General features: G+C 46.7%; 21 protein-coding genes. 16 read left to right on the plus strand and 5 right to left on the minus strand.

Annotated features, from left to right (window positions below; translation table 11 throughout):
* The first annotated feature begins 3 nt into the window (after positions 1 to 3).
* Genes SATMO3_RS07590 through SATMO3_RS07600 form a run of 3 tightly spaced genes read left to right on the plus strand, consistent with a single transcriptional unit; the run spans position 4 to position 2,728 of the window.
* Positions 4 to 795 (plus strand): ABC transporter permease, encoded by a 792-nt coding sequence (locus SATMO3_RS07590; protein WP_371379720.1) that lies wholly within the window; start codon positions 4 to 6, stop codon positions 793 to 795.
* A 59-nt stretch (positions 796 to 854) separates the two neighbouring features.
* The gene (locus SATMO3_RS07595; protein WP_371379723.1) at positions 855 to 1,877 is read left to right on the plus strand and encodes an ABC transporter substrate-binding protein; all 1,023 of its coding nucleotides are present in this window, start codon (positions 855 to 857) and stop codon (positions 1,875 to 1,877) included.
* 59 nt (positions 1,878 to 1,936) lie between these two features.
* Positions 1,937 to 2,728, plus strand: coding sequence for an N-acyl homoserine lactonase family protein (locus SATMO3_RS07600; RefSeq protein ID WP_371379725.1), 792 nt, complete (start codon positions 1,937 to 1,939; stop codon positions 2,726 to 2,728).
* A 200-nt stretch (positions 2,729 to 2,928) separates the two neighbouring features.
* Here the strand turns inward: SATMO3_RS07600 and SATMO3_RS07605 are convergent, their stop codons facing one another.
* Together SATMO3_RS07605 and SATMO3_RS07610 are read right to left on the minus strand one after the other, a co-directional pair.
* Complete coding sequence (locus tag SATMO3_RS07605; RefSeq protein WP_371379727.1) at positions 2,929 to 4,254, minus strand: nitrogenase component 1; 1,326 nt, start codon at positions 4,252 to 4,254, stop codon at positions 2,929 to 2,931.
* A 1-nt stretch (position 4,255) separates the two neighbouring features.
* Positions 4,256 to 5,371, minus strand: coding sequence for a nitrogenase component 1 (locus SATMO3_RS07610; RefSeq protein WP_371381682.1), 1,116 nt, complete (start codon positions 5,369 to 5,371; stop codon positions 4,256 to 4,258).
* Between the two features lie 841 nt (positions 5,372 to 6,212).
* Between SATMO3_RS07610 and SATMO3_RS07615 the strand changes: the two genes are divergently transcribed.
* Both SATMO3_RS07615 and SATMO3_RS07620 read left to right on the plus strand, forming a co-directional pair.
* Complete coding sequence (locus tag SATMO3_RS07615; RefSeq protein WP_371379730.1) at positions 6,213 to 6,449, plus strand: nitroreductase family protein; 237 nt, start codon at positions 6,213 to 6,215, stop codon at positions 6,447 to 6,449.
* Positions 6,379 to 6,573, plus strand: coding sequence for a nitroreductase family protein (locus SATMO3_RS07620; protein ID WP_371379733.1), 195 nt, complete (start codon positions 6,379 to 6,381; stop codon positions 6,571 to 6,573). Before SATMO3_RS07615 ends, SATMO3_RS07620 begins: the two co-directional genes overlap by 71 nt.
* 986 nt (positions 6,574 to 7,559) lie before the next feature.
* Here SATMO3_RS07620 and SATMO3_RS07625 read toward each other — a convergent pair.
* Together SATMO3_RS07625 and SATMO3_RS07630 are read right to left on the minus strand one after the other, a co-directional pair.
* On the minus strand, positions 7,560 to 8,405 hold the full coding sequence (locus SATMO3_RS07625; RefSeq protein ID WP_371379736.1) for a methyltransferase domain-containing protein: 846 nt from the start codon (positions 8,403 to 8,405) through the stop codon (positions 7,560 to 7,562).
* 210 nt (positions 8,406 to 8,615) lie between these two features.
* Positions 8,616 to 9,920 carry an aminotransferase class I/II-fold pyridoxal phosphate-dependent enzyme gene (locus SATMO3_RS07630; RefSeq protein WP_371379739.1) on the minus strand — a complete coding sequence of 435 codons (1,305 nt, stop codon included), beginning with the start codon at positions 9,918 to 9,920 and terminating at the stop codon, positions 8,616 to 8,618.
* A gap of 248 nt (positions 9,921 to 10,168) precedes the next feature.
* Here SATMO3_RS07630 and SATMO3_RS07635 point away from each other — a divergent pair, with 248 nt between their 5' ends.
* The 4 genes from SATMO3_RS07635 (at position 10,169) to SATMO3_RS07650 (ending at position 14,309) form a co-directional block, all read left to right on the plus strand.
* The gene (locus SATMO3_RS07635) at positions 10,169 to 10,546 is read left to right on the plus strand and encodes an iron-sulfur cluster assembly scaffold protein (RefSeq protein ID WP_371379742.1); all 378 of its coding nucleotides are present in this window, start codon (positions 10,169 to 10,171) and stop codon (positions 10,544 to 10,546) included.
* Between the two features lie 49 nt (positions 10,547 to 10,595).
* Positions 10,596 to 12,023: a ThiF family adenylyltransferase gene (locus SATMO3_RS07640; protein ID WP_371379745.1), complete on the plus strand. Its 1,428-nt coding sequence runs from the start codon at positions 10,596 to 10,598 to the stop codon at positions 12,021 to 12,023.
* Positions 12,024 to 12,425: 402 nt separating this feature from the next.
* Positions 12,426 to 13,625 carry an ABC transporter permease gene (locus tag SATMO3_RS07645; protein ID WP_371379748.1) on the plus strand — a complete coding sequence of 400 codons (1,200 nt, stop codon included), beginning with the start codon at positions 12,426 to 12,428 and terminating at the stop codon, positions 13,623 to 13,625.
* Positions 13,626 to 13,640: 15 nt separating this feature from the next.
* Entirely contained in the window at positions 13,641 to 14,309 is a 669-nt protein-coding gene (locus SATMO3_RS07650) for an ABC transporter ATP-binding protein (RefSeq protein ID WP_371379751.1), read from the plus strand.
* Between the two features lie 109 nt (positions 14,310 to 14,418).
* On the opposite strand, the gene SATMO3_RS07655 is transcribed toward SATMO3_RS07650, so the two are convergent.
* Positions 14,419 to 15,219: an alpha/beta hydrolase gene (locus SATMO3_RS07655; RefSeq protein WP_371379754.1), complete on the minus strand. Its 801-nt coding sequence runs from the start codon at positions 15,217 to 15,219 to the stop codon at positions 14,419 to 14,421.
* Between the two features lie 359 nt (positions 15,220 to 15,578).
* Here SATMO3_RS07655 and SATMO3_RS07660 point away from each other — a divergent pair, with 359 nt between their 5' ends.
* The 7 genes from SATMO3_RS07660 (at position 15,579) to SATMO3_RS07690 (ending at position 21,558) form a co-directional block, all read left to right on the plus strand.
* On the plus strand, positions 15,579 to 16,436 hold the full coding sequence (locus tag SATMO3_RS07660; RefSeq protein ID WP_371379757.1) for a sensor histidine kinase: 858 nt from the start codon (positions 15,579 to 15,581) through the stop codon (positions 16,434 to 16,436).
* A complete protein-coding gene (locus SATMO3_RS07665; protein ID WP_371379759.1) occupies positions 16,426 to 17,061 on the plus strand; it encodes a response regulator in 636 nt (211 codons plus the stop codon). The genes SATMO3_RS07660 and SATMO3_RS07665 overlap by 11 nt, the downstream gene beginning before the upstream one ends.
* 208 nt (positions 17,062 to 17,269) lie before the next feature.
* The gene (locus SATMO3_RS07670; protein ID WP_371379762.1) at positions 17,270 to 18,121 is read left to right on the plus strand and encodes a transporter substrate-binding domain-containing protein; all 852 of its coding nucleotides are present in this window, start codon (positions 17,270 to 17,272) and stop codon (positions 18,119 to 18,121) included.
* 31 nt (positions 18,122 to 18,152) lie between these two features.
* Positions 18,153 to 18,851 (plus strand): amino acid ABC transporter permease, encoded by a 699-nt coding sequence (locus tag SATMO3_RS07675; protein WP_371379764.1) that lies wholly within the window; start codon positions 18,153 to 18,155, stop codon positions 18,849 to 18,851.
* A complete protein-coding gene (locus tag SATMO3_RS07680) occupies positions 18,848 to 19,564 on the plus strand; it encodes an amino acid ABC transporter permease (protein WP_371379767.1) in 717 nt (238 codons plus the stop codon). Before SATMO3_RS07675 ends, SATMO3_RS07680 begins: the two co-directional genes overlap by 4 nt.
* Positions 19,561 to 20,316: an amino acid ABC transporter ATP-binding protein gene (locus SATMO3_RS07685; protein ID WP_371379769.1), complete on the plus strand. Its 756-nt coding sequence runs from the start codon at positions 19,561 to 19,563 to the stop codon at positions 20,314 to 20,316. The genes SATMO3_RS07680 and SATMO3_RS07685 overlap by 4 nt, the downstream gene beginning before the upstream one ends.
* A gap of 42 nt (positions 20,317 to 20,358) precedes the next feature.
* Complete coding sequence (locus SATMO3_RS07690; protein WP_371379771.1) at positions 20,359 to 21,558, plus strand: MalY/PatB family protein; 1,200 nt, start codon at positions 20,359 to 20,361, stop codon at positions 21,556 to 21,558.
* The last annotated feature ends 8 nt before the right edge of the window (positions 21,559 to 21,566 follow it).

Genomic DNA, 21,566 nt, shown 5'->3' on the forward strand with positions numbered 1-21,566 from the left:
AGGTTGAATGTAAATATTGCGGTGCTGGGCGAGAAAAGCCGGCGTATTGTTAAGCAGACTCTGGCAATTTTTTTAGTACTTGCACTTTGGCAGATTCTTCCTTCACTAGACTGGGTTGACCCACATATTTTGCCGCCATTGAGTAAGGTTATAGAGGGGTTTTTTGATTTAGTGACATCAGGAAAATTGTTTGTTTATGCGCTGGCTAGTTTTAAACGGGCCGTAGCCGGCTTTACGTTGGCTATTATAATTGGTATTCCATTGGGCCTATTGATGGGATGGAATAAGCAAGTGGAGCAAATATTTGACCCAATTGTTCAATTATCCAGGAATACGGCTACGCTGGCACTATATCCGGTATTTATTTTGGTTTTTGGTTTGGGCGAATTATCGAAAATTGGTATTATTTTCTGGGGCTGCGTGTGGACAATTATAATAAATACCATTGCAGGAGTTAGACTCGTTGATCCGCTTTTAATCAAAGCCGCCCGGTCAATGGCAGTGTCTGGTGTGGACATGTTTAGAAAAGTGATATTGCCGGCGGCAATACCCTCCATTATTACCGGCTTGCGGCTGAGTGCAACCTATTCGATTGTTGTGCTGGTTTCCGCAGAGATACTGGGATCGAATTCCGGGCTGGGATTTTTGATTTTTGAAGCGAGAGACAACTACGATGCTCCGGCTCTATATAGCGGTATTATTATTCTGAGTGCTTTAGGGCTGAGCATTAATTACGCGATTGTGCAGTTTGAGAAACGATTGACTCATTGGCAGCCCCAAACGGGACATAAGTGAATTACTATTAAATAGGGAGCTTATTTGCAAATTAATTAAAAAAGGATGGTGCAGAACAGATGCAGGGGAAGAAGAAAAAAATACTATACGGGGTACTTAGTTTGTTTTTGGTCGCGATTTTGGCAGTAGGCTGCGGCAAGAAAACAGAAAATGGCGCAATGGCAGAACAACAGTCTGGCGGTTATAAAGAACCGTTTGTTTTAAAAGTGCAATCGCCTACAACGGCGTGGGGACCGTCGCCTTATATGGTTGGTGAGGAATTAGGCTTTTTTGCAGAAGAAGGTATTAAGTTTGAATATGTTGGGGTAGTTCCCCAGCCACAGATACCCGCTTCGGTAGTTTCCGGCAAACTGGATGTCGGTCAAGGGCATGTCAATACAACAATTTCCGCTATTGCGGCAGGTGCGAAAATTAAGGCAGTGGTGGGTATTACAGAAACAACGCCTAAATATCCTCATATGATATACATTACCCTGGAAAACAGCCCAATCAATTCGGCACAGGATTTGATCGGCAAAAAAATAGGCGTACCTGGCAAAGGCGGTTGCCATGAGTACATTCCTTATGTGTATATGAGCCGGTTCGGCATCGATAGCCCGAAAGGAAAAGTGCAATTTGTCAATAGCCCTGAACCCAATTTGGAGCAGCTTTTGCGTCAGGGGGATGTGGATGTAATCGGTATGCATAATCAGACTGATGTCATATTGGCGCACGGCGGGCTAAAATATGTGTTCGGTGACTGGGAAGCGTTTGATGGCAGTAATGGCGGGGCGACTCCGGCCTATTTCTCGGAAAAATTCATTAAAGAACATCCGGATGTTGTGCGGCGATATGTAAGGGCCTATATAAAAACACTGAAATGGATCAATGAAAACTTAGACAAAGCAATTGATATTACTGCTGCTAAAGGTAATTTAAAACGCGAATTCATCCGGCCGACATATTTTGTATCGGATGGTTTGATTAAAGAAGAATCTGTAGCTCCCTGGATTGACATTATGACCCAGTTCGGTGAAATTAAACCCGGTCTTAAGCCGGAACAGATTTATACCAATGAGTTTAATCCCAATTATAAAAAATAAATTCATTGTTACGGCAATATGTGGTGTGATTAAAAGGATAGAGATTTGGAGGAATCATTATGCCAAACTACTCCATTAAGGTAATCGCAGTGGCGATTGGCAAAGCAAGAGAAAAGTCACGATATACCTATCTGACCAATTTTGGTCAGAAAATAGATATTGGCTATAATGTTTTTTTGATTGAGGGCAATGGCAGAAAAATCCTAGTCGATACAGGTGGCAGTGCAAAACAACGCGAAATGTTATTAAAAAGCAGACAATCCAATGAATTTTATAATTGGGACCAACACCCCTTGGACGTTGAAGATGTGACACCTTTGGAAGAAGGGCTTGCGCATTGGCAGCTTGCACCGGAAGATATAGACACGGTAATACTTACCCATCTTCACTGGGATCACGTTATGAATGTGATGAAACTGCCCAATGCCAGAGTGGTTGTCCAGGAAGCCGAATGGGAAGCGGCTCTATCACCGCATCCGCTGCACAAATTTTATTATGCTTCCCGGGATTTCTATGAAAATTTACGCAATGTGGAACTGGTCAATGGCGATATAGAGTTTTTTCCCGGCATACGATTGCTGTTGACACCCGGGCATACGCCGGGTGGACAATCCGTTATTGTACAGACGGAAAAAGGTAAATATGCAATAAGCGGCTTTTGCACAATTTTAGAGAATTTTTACCCGTCTAAAAAGCTGCAGACACAAATTGGCCATTCGGTAATTCCGGCCGGAATACATCTGGACGCCGCTGCTGCCTATGAGAGTATAGTGAAACTGCTGCAACTGTCAGATATAGTTTTGCCTGTCCACGAGATAACGTTAGCTCAGAAAGAGCATATCGTAGGATAGTAGTATTGCAAAACTTAGTTGGCAGCCATATTGTCAAGTTGTCTCTAAATATGGTAAAGGAGCCATTAGCGCAGAACAGGCTAATGGCTCCTTCGTTTATTCTGTTAAAAACTTATCGGCGACACCGGCTGCCGCTTTTGCCAAAGGCCTGACGCAAGCCCTGGTTCTTCATCTTTATCAGTAGTCTTGTTCAGACAGTATCAGGCACGGTGCTTCTCCAGCAGCCGGGAATAAATATCCTCCACCAGATTCAGGCCGCCGGTATAGCCGATATAGGTGCGTTTTAAAATCAGGCGGTCAATAATGGGCAAGGCAGCGCTGACATGCAGACCGTTGATGGCCTTGGCAATATCCACTTCCCAGGAACTGGCGAGTAAAAGCGGCGTGGTCAGGGGCTTGGATGCGGCTATTTCTTCAAAGATTTCGCCGCCATCCTGGGTAAATGTTACCCCGGAAGCAATGCCTGGCGCAAGCTCCTGAAAGTAACCGGCAATGGCCTCCTGGTATTCTTCCGGCACATCCTCGGTAATAAACTGGTGAATGGGGAAGTAGCCCAGTTCGTTTACCAGAAATTTGCTAAAGGCCAGCGCATGAGCGGCATCGTTGATGTTATAGAAGCGCTTGGGCTGGTTTAGCCGGTACTCGGTAAGCACATCGGCCGCACGGACAATGTAATGATAAAATTCGGCTTCTTTCCGGGCAATGAAGGCTTCGTTCTGCCGTGAGGCCGTGCCGGCGAATTCGGCCACAATCCGCAAAAACTTGGATGTTTCTCTGCCGCCGACCGGCAGTACGGGAATATGCAGATAGGGGGTCTCGAATTTTTCCAGCAGCAGTTCGGCTGTTTTCAGACCGATATAAGGGGAAACCACCAGGTTGAATTCCGCCGCCGGGATGGCGTTTAAGGCCTGGATACCGCCGCTGTTAAAACCAAACAGGATATTGGTCTTAAGGCCGATACCTGACAGCAGCTCCCGTAATTCCTGCAGGTCTCCTTCCCAAAACGGGTCATGCCGCGGTACGCTGGCGAACACATTGACAAGCCCTTTTTCCTTTTGGGCAGCAGGCTTAAGATACTGGGTGATAATGGCCTGCAGCACCAACTCGTGGCCCTTATACCCGTCGCCTTTAAAACCGCCCGTTTCGGCATAGACAATGGGTATGCCCTGTTCCTGGAACTCACCAACCACACTGCCGACATCATCACCGATGATATCGGCAGTGCAGCCGGTCAGCACCACGAAAAAGTCGCCGTCCATGATTTTCAGTGTGCCTTCAATGACAGCGCGCAGTTTGTCGGTGCCGCCAAATACCACGTCTTTTTCAATCATATTGGTGCAAGGCATGGCATCCGCCCCGGCATAGCCGGCGCCCTGGTAACCGCCGGCCAGCGCCAGGCCTCTGTGCAGCTTTGCGCCGCAGCCCGGGCCAGCGTGCAAGATGGGAATGGCCCGCTCGATGGCCACCACGGTCTGCTGTCCGCCTAAAGCGCAGCCATGGCGGGGACTCTGGATAATATCTGTCATGTTATTCGCTCCTTAAGAATGAATAGGTATTCTGCTCAAGCCACCAGGCGGTATAGGGAAGCTTGCTGTGTCTGGCCACATTTTCGATATAGGCGGGATTGGCAATGGCGTCATCAATGGTCTGACCGAAGCGGATAAGACCGTCATACAGCATTTCCGTCGGTTCATTGCCGGCGAAAATCGAGGGTACGCCCAGTTTGGCCGCCCAGACAGTGGTGATATGCCGGGTAATGGCAATATCGGGCTTCGTTTTATGAATGGCGTTGGCTACTTCAAAAGCCTGCTTGTTGCAGACGCCGACAGGGTAATTGCCGTGATGGTCGACGCTGAAGCGGAGGAAGTTGAGCCGTTCATCATCATTGTCATATTTTTGGTCATGATGCCAGACGCAGGTTCCCGCAACCTCCATGCCGAGGTCTTTAACAAGGGCGATGATGCTGTAGGCCAGCGGCCCGCCGGCGGCAATAAAGGCTCTCTTGCCTGACAGGCGGCTGCGCAGCCTGTCAAGATCTTGGGCGATTTTCTCTTTTTCGGCGGCAATGACGGTCTCGACTTCGGCTTCCTTATGAAACATACGGCCAATCTCCCGCAGCAGCTCGTCTGAAGCCTTGATGCCGAACGGAGCCGGGGCTTTGACCTCTGGCACCCCGAAATGCTCTTCAAGTCCGGCGGCCAGATAACTGCCGAGTGTTTCGCAGTATTGCACGGTGGCGGCGGCTTCCGAAATGCGTTCCAGCTGCTCGATATTTGAGAGCGGGACAATATGGTTGGGACGCAGGCCAAGCTGCCGGAAAACGCTTTCATAAACAAAGCGGTGCTGAAAACTGATTACATTGATTAAATCCGGCTGTTTGGTCTGGGCCGGTTTGACAATTTTGCGCAGAATACTATGACTGGAGGCGTCAAAACCCGTTGCCCAGATATTTGTCCGGAAGCCTTCACATATAGTGGCGACTACCGGAATTCCCAGTTCTTCCTCCAGGGCGTCGCAGATACCGGGGACATCATCGCCAATGATGGCGGAAGCGCAGGTGGTTGTGACAAAAATGGCCTTGGGATCAAAACGGCGTTTGGCCTCCCGGATGGCTCTCTCCAGCTTGGCGCCGCCACCGTAAATCGTGCTTTTTCATCCAGATTGGTGTTGATGTATTTGACATTATGGACATTATAGCCCATACGGCGATTTCCCAGCCGGAAAACGCCATTACGGGTTGGAATGTCGCCGGCGCAGCCGGCAGGGCCGTGCTCGACCACGGCTGCATCCTGAATCTGGGTAAGCATATTCATAACCTGGTCAGCGCTGCAAGAGCCGCACTGGGTAAACGAACGTTCCCGATTGGGAAAATCGCTTCGACTGGTCAGTTGGGCGGCATCCCCCTCATAGCCGGTTATGGTCCGCAGTCTGGATTCCCGCAGTTCAACCGCCGGTTCATTTAAATTGATACTCATGGCCTGGCCTCACTTTCTGATATAATTAATTTTGGTTGTTCTTTGGTTACTGGAAAAAAGTTGAAGGCTAATGCATATTTAACCAAATATGCATTAGCCTTCAACTTTTTAATGACCAGCTAATAAAAAAACATTATAAAGATTGCCATTAAACCGGAAAAATTTTCAAAGTAATATAGAATTAATACTACTACAGAGTATCTAGGCTGTCAATATAAACCGCTTAAAGTGACGAAAGCGGTTTTGTTATTGACAGCACTGGGGAATTGTACTAAAATTTGTAATTAATAGCAGGAATGTTGAAAGCCTGCAAAACAAAGGTTCTCTGCCTTGGACTTTTATTACTTATAGAGCATGAGAACTTACATATGGGCTGATCATTGGATAGTGAAGGCCGGAGAGATTGCTAGGAACAATCTCTTTGGCCTTTTTCGCGTAAGCAAGACAGCCCATCTGGCGAGCTCTTTCAAATAAGGTTTCCAGCAAAACAAATTAATGGAGGATTCTGGATGAGTGTATTGAGGCTGGTAAAACAACGTTATTCGGTGCGGAAATATGAAGAAAGACCGGTGGAGGAAGAAAAATTGCAGAAACTGTTGGAGGCTGGACGGGTAGCGCCTTCGGCTAAAAATTATCAGCCTACCCGGCTGATAGTCGTCCGGGAGAAAAATCGGCTTGGAAAAACTCAAAAAAGGGGCCAATGTGTATGGTGCGCCCCTGGCAATTATTGTGCTTGGCGATCATGATACGGCCTGGGGACGGCCTTATGATAATAAAAGCAGTGTGGATATTGATGCCGGCATTGTTACCGATCATATCGTGTTGGCGGCAACCGAACTGGGGCTGGGCACTGTGGGTATGTTACTTTGATCCTGACGTTATCCGGCGCGAATTCAATATTCCGGCTCAGCTGGAACCAATTAATATAATCGGGATCGGTTACGGCGCCGGGGAGCCCAAGTCGCCGGACCGGCACAGTGAAACCCGAAAACCGCTTCAGGAAATTGTGATATGGGAAAGTTATTGATGACATCTTTATATAAGAACTTTCTGCAGAACTTGAAGCAAGCCACATCTTTTTAAAGCCAGTTTTTTCATAGAAAGCAAAAGGAAAGAATCTAAGCTGACTGTAGAATAAACAGAGGCTGCGAGTTTTTTTTCGTAGCCTTTTTTGTTTTTAGTAAGAGACTTACTCTTAATGGTTAAACACTGTTGTTAACAGTTTATATGCAAGCTGTGGCGGGCTCAAACTGCTGGAAGATATCAATTCGATAGTGTTCAACGGTTTAGTTAGCAGATAGAACAGGGGATATATGTATGATAAAAAAATAATTCTGGGATTGGTAAGTTTCATTATTGTAACGGTCTTCACAGGCTGCACTGTATTTACGTAAACAACTTTACAAGACGATAAGCCTAAATTTGTTAATGGAAAACTCGATAAAGAATTTCATCTCAAAGTGGTAACCCCCACCGATTTCAATGAATTTATTATTACCGATAGAAAGGGCTTTTTTAAGGAAGTCTGCTAAACAAATGAAGGCCAGGGGAACCGTCTTTTTAAGAACAATTCCCGGCCTTCATTTGTTTTATGATAAGGGTAGGGGAGACTGGCAAGAAAAACAGGTGGATTATGTTTCTATAATGACATTTACAGCGGCAGGTTCATAAGTAAAAAACACCGAAAGCCAGGCATACCCTTAAAGATATTTCCTAGCCTTCGGTGCTTCCCGATCAGCGTATTATTTTAATTAAAACAATATTACTATAGGTAAAGTACAGTGTCAATGTGTAGTTGAAATCTTTTTTTGGTTGTATATGCCGCGTTGCATTTTCCCCAGAAACATAAGTAAAGTTTAACGTGTATGGATAGCGTGCTGCGGGGCTGGTTTTTCTGCGATAAGAACATTCATAGCATGTTTATGAGGAATGCCGGAAGAATGGCAGTCAAAGATGATTTCGTCGCATTCTCTTGTCAGCCAGTCGCTGTACAGGGAAAAAAGCTCACCGGAAATCCACTTATAGGCGTTGGGTTCATGTTCCGGAGCGGGGGGAATGAAAGGTTTGGTTACAAATACAGACAGCACATGAATGCCGCCCGGTGAGGTATGCTGCTGGTAATTTATAAAAATATCCTGCCTGAGTTCAGGCCGGATATAGTGAAGTACGCCGTTGGAATATAAAATGTCATAAGTAGTATCCAGGCGGAAATCCAGTATATCTGCTTTAAAGACATGTACCGGTACGCCAATCTTGTCGGCTAGCCGTTTGGTTTTTTCAATACCGGCATCCGCAATATCGAAGGCGGTTACCTGATAGCCGTTTCTAGCGAAGAAAACGGCGTCTTTGCCTTCGCCGCAGCCTAGGTCCAACAGCTTTAAAGGTTTAACCGGCGGGAACAGCGCCAGTATTTTGTAACATAGCTTTGATGGTGCGAGTCCCCAATAATAATCGTCCTGCTTGTATTCATCTTCATAAATGGTACGTTTGGGTTCCTGATACGCATAGCCCATGAGTTTGTCAATACTTACCTCTAATATAGCAGCCAGCTGGGGCAAAAGTGTAATGTCCGGATAGGATTGGCCAGTTTCCCATTTCGATACGGCCTGGAAGGTGATGTCCAGCTGCACGGCCAATTCTTCCTGGGTAATATTTTTGAGTTTGCGGTATCTGCTGATACTCTTGCCTATATTACTTTTCATGAGATAACCTCTTTCTCACTATTTTTATTTCATTATAAAGATAACGCAACAGCAGAACAATAACCGTATATTTGAATTGCAAACTAATTTCGATTGCCGGTTGAACTGTGGAAAGTCCGGAATGATAAGGAAGCAGCAAACGAAAGCAGAGAGAACCCTGGAATATTTCATTTCCAGGGTTCTCTAACTGACTACTGCTTGATCGGCTGTTTAGTTATTACCACCAGGGAGGCCTCTTTTTTTCAACTCCTGTTCGGTACTTACCAACTCAATACAGAGAGCCAGCAGTTCCATTGCCTGTTTTAATTCGGCCAGCGGCGGAAAAGTAGGGGCCAGGCGGATGTTTTTGTCTTCCGGGTCTTTCCCGTAAGGGAAGGTGGCGCCGGCCGGGGTAAGGGCAACGCCGGCTGACGACGTTTTGGCGATGACCTTTTTGGCGCAGCCGGGCAGGGTGTCAAGACTTATGAAGTAACCACCCTGTGGTTTGCTCCAGGTGGCCAGCTCTTTGCCACCCAGGCCGGCTTCCAGTATTTCCAGCACTAAATCAAATTTTGGTTTGATAATCGCCGCATGTTTACGCATATGATCTTCAATTCCCGCCTGGTCTTTAAAGAACCGAACCTGGCGCAATTGATTCATTTTGTCAGGGCCGATAGTCTGAATGTTGATTTGTTTTTTTAGCCAGTTGGTATTGGTTCCGCTAGCTGCCACCATTGCAAGACCGGAACCGGGGAAAGTTACTTTGGAGGTTGAACAGAATATAAATACCCTGTCAGGGTTGCCGGCTTTTTTACAGGCGGTGAGAATGTCGGCCAGCTGGGCCGGTTTATCGGTCAGATGATGGATGGTATAGGCATTATCCCAGAAAATCCGGAAATCAGCAGCTTTGGCAGGCATGGCAGCCAGCCGCTCGACCACGGCGTCTGAATACGTAATGCCGGTGGGATTACTGTATTTGGGCACACAGAAAATGCCTTTCACTGACTCATCTGCGGCGGCCAGTTGTTCAACCAGATCCATATCCGGGCCATTTTCCCGATAAGGGATAGGTATCATCTCAATGCCTAAGTATTCGCAGATGGCAAAATGACGGTCATAGCCCGGACTGGGGCAGAGAAACTTGACCTGCGGCAATTTGCCCCACGGCGTGGCGCTGTCAGGCAGCCCGCGCAGCACAGCCCGGGCCATCAGATCATGCATCAGCGTTAAACTGGAATTGCCGCCAATAATGATTTCATTAGGGCTTACTTCCAAGACTTGAGAGAAGAGTTCCCTGGCTTCCGGGATACCCTCCACGCCGCCGTAATTACGGCAGTCAGTGCCGTTGGCCGACTTATAATCATTTACCTGGAGACAATCAATAATTCCCGCGGACAAATCCAGCTGTTCCGGACAGGGTACGCCCCGGGACATGTTAAGTGCCAGTTTTTGCGACTGGAAGGTTTCATAATTACGGACTAAGGAAGTATAATGCTCCTGTAGTTCCGGATTGTTCATTTCCTTTAATTTTGTCATTTTGCATCGCTCCTTTGTTCATTATCATTATACAAAAGTTACCGGAGGATGGGAATACAAGATTTTTTATATTAATTACTATATTGACAATAAAGCGAATTCATAATAGTATTTAAATGAGATAGGAACTATATGGTAATTAAAGAAATTCTGATTTAAAGAACGTGCGCCAAAGACATTGTTGCCAGAACAATATCTTTGGTTTTTTAAATTTTTATACAGGGACTGCGGGAAGAGAGGTGGATACTATGTACAACGACACCGTGCTGGATCATTTTTCAAATCCAAGAAATATTGGTGAAGTCGCCGAAGCCAGCGGCGTGGGCAGTGTGGGTAATCCTGTAGACGGTGACCGGATTACCATCTATATTAAAGTCGCTGACAATTGTCTGACTGATATCAAGGCGAAAGTTTTTGGCTGTGCTGCCGCCATTGCGGCCAGCAGTATGGTTACGGTCCTGGCTCAGGGGAAAACACTGACAGAAGCTTTGCAAATAACCAATGAAGCTGTGGCGGAAGCTTTGCAGGGACTGCCTCCCAATAAACTCAGGTGTTCCAATATTGCGGCCGACGCGCTTCATAATGCCATTGTGGATTATCAGGAAAAAATACAATATCATGGCTGAAGTTATCATAGGTAAATGAAGATTAAGGGTGAGTTGAGGAGGTAACCAGGTGATTCTAGCCCGTGAACAGATTAACAGATACTTGCGGCATATTATCATGACTGAAATTAGCGGTCCAGGTCAGAAAAAGCTTTTGGAGTCATCAGTTTTTATCTGCGGAGAGAGAGTAAGCGACGTGGCGCCGGCTATCTATTATCTGGCTGCAAGCGGTATCGGCTCAATAACTTGCCGTCTGGCCGATGACGACGGCTTTGACAAGCTGGCGGCCCGGGTTCAGGATTTGAACAGAGATGTTTCGCTGGCCCTGGCCGGCGACCAGAGTAGTGAATTCCGGATCTATCTGGGTGGACCGCAATTTATCAAAATGTGCAATTCCGCTTTTACTGCGTTTGCTCCTTCCATACTGTCGCTGCATTACGGCTGGCAGGGCGGAATGCAGGTTTTTAAAGAAGCGGCTGCATTCCAATTGTTTTTAGATAAGCTGCCTGACATGCAGCCGGCAGTCCCTGCGGCTGCGCACAACGGGAGTGTATCCGGCGGGATATTTTCTACCTGTTTTTTGGGGGCGCTAAGCGTTTTAGAGGTCATAAAGCTGATACTCGGTATTGGGGAGGCAGCAGCGGATTTTTTATATTGTAATCTGCTTACAATGGAATTCAGCCAGATTGAAAAAGCCGCTTTAGCGCGTACACTCATTGAATTATATACGGGGGAAATAACAGCCGGTGAGGAAGCGAAACTTACAGACAGCAAGGTGCTGATTGTCGGGACAGGCGGACTGGGCTCCCCTGCAGCCTATGCATTGGCCCAGGCAGGCGTTGGCACTATCGGTCTGGTAGACTATGACACTGTTGAAATAAGTAATCTTAACCGCCAGATTTTGCATGCGGAATCCCGAATTGGGATGCCCAAGGTTGAATCTGCCGCCATGTTTTTACAAGAAATCCAGCCGGGAGTTATCATACATAAATACAATACGGCTCTGACAAAAGAGAATATTTTCGCTATCCTTCAGGAGTATGATCTCGTAATTGCGGCTGTGGACAATTTTCCTGACCGCTTTCTTTTGAATGACGCCTGCTTTTTTGTTCGCAAGCCTATGCTGGATGCGGGGGTACTCCGGTTTGACGGTACCTGTATGACAATTGTCACACCCGAAAATCATTGTTACCGTTGCACCTTGCCGGCCATTCCCGCCGCCGGCAGCACACCGTCCTGCGCCGAATCGGGCGTGCTTGGCCCGCTGCCGGGTATTATGGGCTTTCTACAGGCTGCCGAAGCTGTAAAAATAGTATCAGGGCAGGGTGTGACCCTGCACGACAGAGCGGTTTTCCTGGATGGGCTGTTTTCTCATTTTTGCACCATAAAGCTGATCAAACAGGAGGGTTGCCCGTTATGCGGCACAAAGCCCACAATTCATGAGCTGCAGCAATATCAGTTCACGTGCTCCGATGCTGGTGATCCTCAAGCTGTATGAAACAATAGGCAGTTGGGCATAGCATATTGACAATCGGCGCAATGGGATGTATAGTAATATAAATAATATAACGGCTGACTGGTCAAAGGAACTAGAGGCTTTATCCCATATATACGTATAGGGGATAAAGCTTTTTTTGTCCTGATAGAAAGTATAACTTTCGCCTGGATAAGGGTAACATCGGCTTCCACTTTCGCCAAAGGCTCGGCGTAAGCCGTGTTTTCTTTATCCGGCGACTTAGCTTCAGACGAGTTAAAACCCCACCTGAAGCTAAGTCTGCTTTATAATTTAATACTGCTAATAAGTTGACCAGAGATACTGGAGGCTTGGTTTTGCACCTTACGGGTGTAAACCAGGCCTTTTATTATTGTGACAGTCAGCGAAGCTGAGAGGAGAAAAAGTATGATATTTCTAATTTGGAAAAGCCTGCTGCACCGCCGGTTGCAAAGCAGCGCGATAATTGTCTCTATCGCCGTCGGCGTTGCTATCTTTTTTAGTGTTGCAACCATGTATAACGGTGTGACTTCAGGCATGGAGCTTTCCAAGCAGCGGATGGGCGCAGATATTGTTATTGTGCCGTTCGGTGTGACGCTGGAGCCCAGTCTGCTCTTATTTGGCGGGGCCACGGCCAATTCCTACATGCCGAAAAATTATGCGGACGAAGTGCGTGCGCTGCCCGGTGTTCGTACAGCAACACCGCAGTTTTATACCCATTCTTTAACGGCGGACTGTCACGATATCGGCGCTCAGAACCGAATGATCGGCTATGATTCTGCCAGTGACTGGATTATCGCTCCCTGGCTGAAAAAAATACATAAAACAGAACTAAAAGATGATGAAGTTATTCTGGGGGCTAAAGTCCCTACCTGGACGCAGGATAAGATATCGATTTTAGGCCAGTGGTACAAAATAGTCGCAGTGGCGGAAGAAACCGGGACCACCCTTGATTATTCCCTCTTAGTCAGCATGAATGAAGCCAGACGGGTAGTAGCCAAAGACAAATCGCTGCAGCCGGTATGGGATAAGCAGGGACCGCCGGACGGCCTGATCTCGACAATATTAGTACAGATTGATGAAGGCGCCGATATAAACCAAGTGGTAACCGCGATCCAAAATGTTGGTCTGATGAAGCCGATTGTAGCGGCAGAGGTAAAAAAGCGAATTGCCGAGCAGTTTACGGTATTTGTGCTGCTCATTGGAATTGTCGGTATACTGGCGGTGGGTACTTCCCTGCTGCAGCTTTTTTCCCGGTTTTATACACTGACCTGGGAACGGCAGGCTGAATGGGGACTTTATTTGGCTTTTGGCGCTTGCGGGCGGGATATTGGGGCCGTAATTACTGGCGAGGCAGTAGCGGTATCTTTAACAGGATCTGTTGCCGGCCTGATACTGGGCGGCGGACTTTATCAAGGCAGCCTGGCCTTACTCGAGTCTTATCAGGCGTTTCCCTTTGTACAACCGACCTGGGGTTTTATTGCTGCTACGGCAATTGGCACAATCGGATTGTTTACCGGCTTGGGTGCTTTGGCTGCCTGGCTGCCAGCCTACCGGGGCAGCCGGATTGATCCCAGCGTGATTATGACCAGGGGCGAATTCGACTAGAAAAGAGGGGCTTATATGGGCAATCTGCTGGAATTACAGGGGATCAGTAAAAGCTTTGGTGATGACATCATTTTATCCGATATTTCATTTGCGCTGGCCCCAGAAACTGTCGTGGCTATTATCGGCCAGTCGGGCGGCGGTAAAACGACACTGCTGTCCATTATGGGCCTGCTGCAGAAGGCAACGACCGGCCGGGTGCTGATAGCTGGTCAGTCTGTTGAGTGTTTAAGTCCGCACAAAATGGCTAAAGTGCGTGGGCAGTATTTGAGCTTTGTCTTTCAAAGAGCGCGTTTGATAAATTATTTAACTGCCTTGGAGAATGTGATCGCGCCGGCATGGTTCATTCGCCGCGGCGAAAAGGTAGAACAACAGGCCAAAGCATTGCTGGAGCGTTTTGGTTTGTCCCACCGGCTTGAGCACAAGCCGCAGGAGTTAAGCCTGGGCCAATTGCGGCGGATTTCACTGGCCAGGGCGCTGCTGCTTAAGCCGTCTATTTTATTGGCTGATGAACCAACCAATGATTTGGACCCGGCTTTGGCTGAAGAAGTCGCCGGATGCCTGCTGGGCGCCCGGCAGACGGGAACCAGTGTAGTTATTGTCACTCACGATTTGGGGTTGGCAGCCCGGGCCGATCAGACTTTCCGCCTGGCAGACGGTACGTTGCATGCTGTAGCGGGCCAGTAACGTCCAGCTGGCTGCAAAGGGCAGAATCCCTGGCTATTATTGGCTGACACAGGAAAGGAGAGCTTCCTGAATACAAGATCCGGTAAGCTCTCCTTTGGCTTTAGCGGTGTTAGTGAGCATGACTTAAGGCGATTAACTGTTCTTTCTGTTTTAGCAGCCATTCGGTTATATGAGTGGTAAGCTCGTCATGCTTGCCTGTAAATACGTGATCGGCCTGGAGGCGAACAAGCTCTTTGCTGCCTTTGTACCGGTCATATAAAATCTCTGAGCCTGCCGGCGGGACAACAATATCCTCGCTGCCATGAACAGTTAAGAGCGGGGAACGGCGCTGCCGGCTTTTGGCCAGGGGGTCATAGCGGTTTTCCAGCAGATCATTAACAAAATTAGGGCTTAGACTAAATCCTTTGCCTAAAAAGTTGGCGACTGTCTGGCCGGCCAAAGATCGCTGCCACAAGCCGGGTCCCAGGATAATATTCCGGAAGTTTTCGATCGGCTGCGTAACCGGGGCTAATGCAATCCGGCCGGCAATCGACTGATCCTCATTGTTTAGCACGATAAGACCGCCCAGACTATGACCAAGCAGGTAGATGGGCAAGCCCTCAAATTCCGGCAGATTCTTTACCCAGCCAATCACACTATCTAAGTCTTCCTGCCAATTTTTGACGGTTGTGTCGGCAGCGAACTCGCCATCGCTTTCTCCTGAGCCTGTAAAATCAAACCGGACAGCGATAAGACCGGCTGCTGCAATGGCATTCGCTATATGGAGCATGAGTTGGTTAGACCCGATCTTTTCGCTGGTAAACCCGTGGCAGCATATAACAACAGGAGTTTGGGTCAGTGTAAAATTATTGGCATGAATCATGGCTGATAACTTACGGCCCTGGCTGAGTATCCATTCATGTTGTTTCATAGTACATTTCTCTCCTTTTCGGCCTAAAAATAAGATAAGACCCAAAGACGACTTTGTGTCGCATTTTGGGCCTTTAGTTTATCTAATCAGCTACAGTATTAAATTATAATAAATTATATCATGCTTAAAATCAGTTGTAAAGATAAGTATTGCTGAGCATCCACGCCTGGTAGGTGGTGAACGGCATGCTACAGTCAACTGTCTAAAAATACTATTCTGTGTACCCAAGTAATGCTTTTAGATAGTTAACTACGGCGTGGTTGGCAAAACCGGCAATTGCCATTACCGTCAAATTAAAAAATGGTCCGGTGCGGCGGCATAGGTTGACAGGCAGCAAAAGATTCTGGGGAGTTGAGCGAGTGAGTATAAAGCAAATGAAATGGTTTGTGGCTTTGTTGGCGGCTAGCTTTATTGGGGCATTCGAGTTTATCAGACATCAGTTTTTGCATGTTATTTCCATGGAATTCGGCAATGTGCTGGTGGCCGTTTTAACCGGCGTATTGGTTTTTATATGTTTTCACGGTATGTTCGCTTTGCTTGAAAACTTGTATGCAAAGCTGCAAAAAGAGAAGGAAGGGACTGCTGTCCTACAGGAACGATACCGGATAGCCCGGGGACTTCATGACAGTGTTGCCCAGGCCTTGTTTTTTATGAATATTAAAATGACAGAAATTGAAACGGCTTTACGGCAGCAGCGGGAACCCTGGGCGGCAATCGGGGAAGTCAAAGATGCCATACGCATGACAGATGCCGACATTCGCCAGCATATTTTTGTTTTGCAGCAGGTTCCGACGGAAAACATCAATCTGCTGGCGGTTATACGGCAATATATTGCCAGTTACGAGACAGACAGCGGTATGCAGGTGGAACTGAAGGTGTCGGGCGGGATAGGCGACAAGCTAAGTCCGGTAGTAAAAAACCAACTGTTTCGTGTTTTTCAGGAACTTATGCAAAATATTCGTAAACATGCCAGTGCAAAGCAGGTGCATGTTAATCTCCGCGAGACGGAGGAGCAGTTCTCGATGGAAGTTCGCGATAACGGTAAAGGATTTTCGGCAGAGATTATAAACAAGCAAGGTTTGTCCTTTGGGCTAAAGCTTCTGGAAAATGACATCCGGGCCATTGGCGGGCGATTGGAACTGGCAAGCTTTCCCGGTCTCGGGACGACAGCTACTATCAGCCTGAATTTACAGGGGAGATCAGCTTATGACAATTAAAGTATTAGTTGTAGATGACCATCTGTTGTCCCGTAAAGGAATTGCCAGTATTCTGGCCACTCACCCGTCGTTTGCCATTGTCGGTGAAGCGACAAACGGACAAGAAGCTTGGGAAAAAACCAGACTGCTTATGCCGGACCTTATTCTAATGGATATTAAGATGCCCGGTCTTGACGGGCTGGAGGCTACCAGGCTGATAAAAGAAGAAATACCTTATGTAAAAATTGTCATTCTCAGTGTGTCTGATGATGTGCAGGATTTTTTCGAAGCCATTAAAAAGGGCGCGCAGGGTTACCTGCTAAAAAATATGGAACCGGAATACTGGATTGATTATATTATTAGCATTGTTCGGGGTGAAGCGCCTATCTCCCGGGCTCTTGCCACTAAAATATTGCAGGAATTTTCATTGGTAAAAGCTGATATTTCCGGTAGTAATTTGTCAGAAAGGGAGCAAGAAGTTCTGCAACTGGTCAGCCAGGGCCTGGGCAATAAAGAAATTGCCGAAAAACTGTACATCAGTGAAAGTACCGTAAAAAATCATTTACGGAACATAATGGATAAACTTCACTTGCACAATCGTATGCAATTGATTGCATTTGCATTTAAAAACCGTCTGATTCAATAATAGGATGTGCTTGGGAAAATAAACGACATTTAAAATATGCTTGACGATTTTGCGGTGTCTATTTATAATATAGCTATTATATAGCAATAGAATATAGGATTATGAAAAATCTAAGCTGATCAGAAAACTGAAGGCCTAATTTCTCGAAAATTTATGAGAAATTGGCCTTTTTTGTTTTGCGTAAATATTATTTTAAGGAGAGGAAGCTATGAAATCATTTATTAACAGGAAAAAATACTGGAGTTTATTTTTGACATCTCTGATCGTTATGGGATTGGCGGTTAGTACCGGCTGTGGTTTAAGCGAGAACACTAAGCAAGCGGCTAAAAATGATGCCAACGATGTAAAAGTTTATCAGGTTGCAACCCGGGGAACTTTTAAACCGTTTACTTATATGGATGACAAGGATCATTTGACAGGCTACGATATCGAAATTTTACGCGAAATCGAGAAACGAAACCCTAACATAAAATTTGAATTTAAGACAATGAGTGTCGATGCCGGCTTCTTAGGTTTGGAATCGGGCCAGGTTGATCTTGTCGCCAACCAGATTGTCGCCAATCCGCAACGTGCCGAAAAAAGCATTTTTACCAGGGAAGTCAACAATTATACAAGCCGGAAATTAGCGGTTAAGGCCGACAGACAGGACATCCAAGGCATTGATGATTTGCGCGGCAAAAAAGTTGCTGTTACCAGCAGCAGTGAAGTGACCCGTCAATTGCAAAAGTACAATGAGACAGCAGACCCTAAGATCGAATTGGTCTACACCGACAAAGGCACGACCGAAACTCTGAACCTGGTGGTTACCGGCCGGGTGGACGCTTCGCCGACCTATGAAGTGGCCATCGAGGAAGCCAGAAAGACACTGGGGCTTAATATCAAGGCTGCTGGCCCTGTCATTGCCAGTGATGCCACCTGCTATGCCCTGCGCAAGGATGAAAAATCGCAGCAGCTAGCCGACCGGATTGATGCTACCATAAAAGAAATGCGGGCCGACGGCACGCTGAAGAAATTATCTGAGCAGTTTTTAGGCAAAGATTACACAGTGCCGCAAAGGTAAGAAATAAGATAACCGGGAAGTGGGGGATATCTTGGGAAGCTATTTCAGTTTGGAATATATGATAAAATCATTTCCTGTTCTCTTGTCATATGTTGATGTCACCATTGTCGTGACCATTGTTGCCGAGGTATTCGGCTTTTTGCTTGGTTGTGTGGTGGCTTTGGTGCGAATCAATAAGACAAAAGTATTAAATCCAATTTGTATTGGCTATATTTCCTTTATTAGAGGCACTCCTTTTTTAGTACAGCTGTATTTAGTCTGTTTTGGGATGCCGCAGTTGTTGCAGAGTTTGGGCTATCAGGATATCCGCTCGCTTCCCGGGCTATTGTTTGTATTTTTGGTTATGTCGCTACATGCCGGCGCGTATATTGCGGAAATCATGCGCAGCAGCATTTTGGCGCTGGACAAAGGGCAATTGGAAGCCGCCCATTCCATTGGTATGAACAGCTTTCAGGCCTACACAAGAATTGTCCTGCCCCAGGCTTTCTCTATGGCTATTCCCGCATTGGGCAACAATATCATTTCCACTTTGAAAGGGACCTCATTAATTTTCAATGTAGGTGTTGTCGATATGCTGAGAAAAGCTGACCTGATGGGGTCTTACAGCTACCGGCATCTAGAATTGTATCTGGATATTGCCATTATCTACGTTCTCTTGTGTTTTGCCATTCAGGCGGCAACCGCCTTGCTGGAGCGGCATACGACCTGGGGTAAGGAGCTGGCTGCATGAATAGCATTTTGGATACTTATATTTTAGTTGAAATCTTTTTTGCATTGGTAAAGTATGTACCAGTTACTCTGGGGTTGGCTGTCACCAGTATGATTCTGGCCAGTTTGCTGGGGCTTGTGGTTATGGTGGTCCGGGCCAGAAGAATCCCGGTGCTAAGCCGGCTGGCCGCCGTGTATGTCTTGATCGGCCGGGCTTTGCCGGCCATGATTGTCTTATATATCGTGTTTTTTGCTTTGCCGATTCTGCTGATGATTTTTTCTGAAACAACCGGTAAGCAAATAGCCGTTAATCAAATCCCGGCTATGACCTTTGCCATAATCGGTTTAACCATAACCACCGGGGCGTATTTGACAGAAGTATTTCGCGCCGCCGTGCAGTCGGTGGATAAAGGGCAAACGGAAGCCGCCCTGTCCATTGGCATGACCTGGTGGCAGGGATTTACGCGCATTATTCTGCCGCAGGCGGCGGTATTTGCCATGCCTTTAATGGCCAATCAATTTCTCAATCTGATAAAAAACACTTCCATTGCGTTTATGATTACCGTGATGGAGTTGTTTGGCGCCGCCAATGTGCTTAGCGCTAATAATAACCGCTATTTGGAGGTTTATGTAGTCGTGGCGCTGCTGTATTGGAGCATAAGCATATTTTTTGAAAGAATGTTTCTGATAATCGAAGACAAACTTGCTTTTTTCAAAAGGGGAATACAGCCATGATTACATTTAAGAACCTGCACAAAGCTTTTGGTGATAATGAAGTTCTGAAGGGAATTAATTGCGCAATACCTACTGGTTCTGTCACGGTAATTTTAGGCCCCAGCGGCTCAGGCAAAACAACATTGCTAAGATCCGTCAACTTTCTGGAAAAAGCAGACCGTGGGGAAATTATTTTAGATGACATCCATATTAATGTAGAAAAAGCGTCCAAAGCCGATATTCACAAAATCCGTCAGCGTACCGCCATGGTTTTTCAGATGTACAATTTGTTCAAAAACAAGACTGCATTAGAAAACATCATGGAAGGTTTGACAGTTGTAAAAAAAATGTCTAAGCCTGAGGCCAAAGAAAAAGCCTTGTATTTTTTAAATAAGGTCGGTCTGGCTGATAAAGCCGATGCTTACCCGCATCAATTGTCAGGCGGTCAGCAGCAGCGCATCGGCATTGCCCGTGCTTTGGCCCTTAATCCGGATGTTATCTTATTTGATGAGCCGACTTCGGCCCTGGACCCGGAATTAGTGGGGGAAGTTCTGGAGGTAATGAAAAAAGTAGCGCAGGAAGTGAATTGCACCTTATTGGTAGTTACCCATGAAATTAATTTTGCGCGGGAAGTGGCCGATACGATCATTTTCATGGATAAAGGCGTCATTGTGGAGCAAGGTCCCCCGCAAACCATATTAAATAATCCGCAGGAAGAACGCACCAAACAGTTTTTGTCACGCTATATTTCCTTTAATGAATATGTCATTTAGCAACTGACAGCTGTAAAACTAAGTAAATGAGGACAAATTTCTATGGCAGATAACAGTATTGTATTTGATTTTAACCGGAGTATAACCCGCCGGGGGACCGGCAGCCGTAAGTGGGACGATATTGGCAGTGTATTTGGCAGTCAGGAGGTTTTGCCGCTATGGATAGCCGATATGGATTTTGCCGTTCCGCCGGCGGTAGCGGACAAGGTAACTGAACGGGCCAGGCATCCTATTTATGCCTATAATGCCCGGGAAGATAACTTGAATCAGGCAGTTGTTGAATGGGTAAAGCGGCGTCATAGCTGGGATATTGAACAGGACTGGATTATCCAGGCGCCTGGTGTTGTTCCCGCCATTATCCTATCGATTTTAGCCCTTTCACAGCCGGGTGACGGCATTATCATTCAACCGCCGGTCTACCCGCCGTTTTTCGCCTCAATCAGAGATAACAACCGGGTTATTGTGGAAAATCCGCTCATTACCCGCAATGGCCATTATGAAATTGATTTTGCCGATTTGGAAGAAAAACTCGCCAATAAAAACAACAAACTGCTGCTTATATGTAATCCGCATAACCCGGTAGGCCGGGTGTGGCGGCGTGACGAACTGGCAAAAGTTCATGAGCTTTGTCAAAAATATGAGGTTGATGTATTGTCGGATGAAATTCACAGCGATTTGGTTTATAGCGGGCGCAAGCATACTGTATTTGCCTCACTGGGCACGCCGGTATGCAAGCAGAGTGTAACTTTCATGGCGGCCAGTAAAACGTTTAATATTGCCGGACTGAATACGTCCTATATTATTGTGCCCTGCAAGCGCAGACGCGGCCTGATCGATGCGGAAGTCAACCGCCTGCATCTTCGCCGGAATAATCTTTTTGGCGTGTTGGCTACCAGCGCGGCTTACCAGGCCGGCGAGGAGTGGCTTGATGCCTTGCTGGTATACTTGGAGAAAAATGCCGATGTACTTGTTGAGTTTATAGAAACAAAACTTCCGGAGGTTAAGGTAGTCAAGCCGGAGGGAACGTTTTTGGCCTGGCTGGATTTTCGTAACTTCTTTAAAGAAAGTTCGGCGTTAGAGAAATTTTTGGTGGAAGAGGCAAAGGTAGGCTTGAACCCGGGCAAATCTTTCGGCAGTCAGGGTGAAGGCTTTGCGCGTCTTAATTTTGCTACCCAGCAGAGTGTATTACTGGAAGCTTTAGCGAGAATCGAGAAAGCGATTAAGAAATCCCGGCAGAGATAGGCAGATGC

It is taken from the genome of Sporomusa aerivorans (genome assembly GCF_041428895.1).
Classification (GTDB): Bacteria; Bacillota; Negativicutes; order Sporomusales; family Sporomusaceae; genus Sporomusa; species Sporomusa aerivorans.

Coding starts and splice junctions, on each gene's coding strand:
- SATMO3_RS07595 (WP_371379723.1), top strand. CDS start 855: ATGCAGGGGAAGAAGAAAAAAATACTATACGGGGTACTTAGTTTGTTT.
- SATMO3_RS07600 (WP_371379725.1), top strand. CDS start 1,937: ATGCCAAACTACTCCATTAAGGTAATCGCAGTGGCGATTGGCAAAGCA.
- SATMO3_RS07605 (WP_371379727.1), bottom strand. CDS start 4,254: ATGACAGATATTATCCAGAGTCCCCGCCATGGCTGCGCTTTAGGCGGA.
- SATMO3_RS07615 (WP_371379730.1), top strand. CDS start 6,213: ATGAGTGTATTGAGGCTGGTAAAACAACGTTATTCGGTGCGGAAATAT.
- SATMO3_RS07625 (WP_371379736.1), bottom strand. CDS start 8,405: ATGAAAAGTAATATAGGCAAGAGTATCAGCAGATACCGCAAACTCAAA.
- SATMO3_RS07630 (WP_371379739.1), bottom strand. CDS start 9,920: ATGACAAAATTAAAGGAAATGAACAATCCGGAACTACAGGAGCATTAT.
- SATMO3_RS07635 (WP_371379742.1), top strand. CDS start 10,169: ATGTACAACGACACCGTGCTGGATCATTTTTCAAATCCAAGAAATATT.
- SATMO3_RS07645 (WP_371379748.1), top strand. CDS start 12,426: ATGATATTTCTAATTTGGAAAAGCCTGCTGCACCGCCGGTTGCAAAGC.
- SATMO3_RS07650 (WP_371379751.1), top strand. CDS start 13,641: ATGGGCAATCTGCTGGAATTACAGGGGATCAGTAAAAGCTTTGGTGAT.
- SATMO3_RS07655 (WP_371379754.1), bottom strand. CDS start 15,219: ATGAAACAACATGAATGGATACTCAGCCAGGGCCGTAAGTTATCAGCC.
- SATMO3_RS07665 (WP_371379759.1), top strand. CDS start 16,426: ATGACAATTAAAGTATTAGTTGTAGATGACCATCTGTTGTCCCGTAAA.
- SATMO3_RS07670 (WP_371379762.1), top strand. CDS start 17,270: ATGAAATCATTTATTAACAGGAAAAAATACTGGAGTTTATTTTTGACA.
- SATMO3_RS07680 (WP_371379767.1), top strand. CDS start 18,848: ATGAATAGCATTTTGGATACTTATATTTTAGTTGAAATCTTTTTTGCA.
- SATMO3_RS07685 (WP_371379769.1), top strand. CDS start 19,561: ATGATTACATTTAAGAACCTGCACAAAGCTTTTGGTGATAATGAAGTT.
- SATMO3_RS07690 (WP_371379771.1), top strand. CDS start 20,359: ATGGCAGATAACAGTATTGTATTTGATTTTAACCGGAGTATAACCCGC.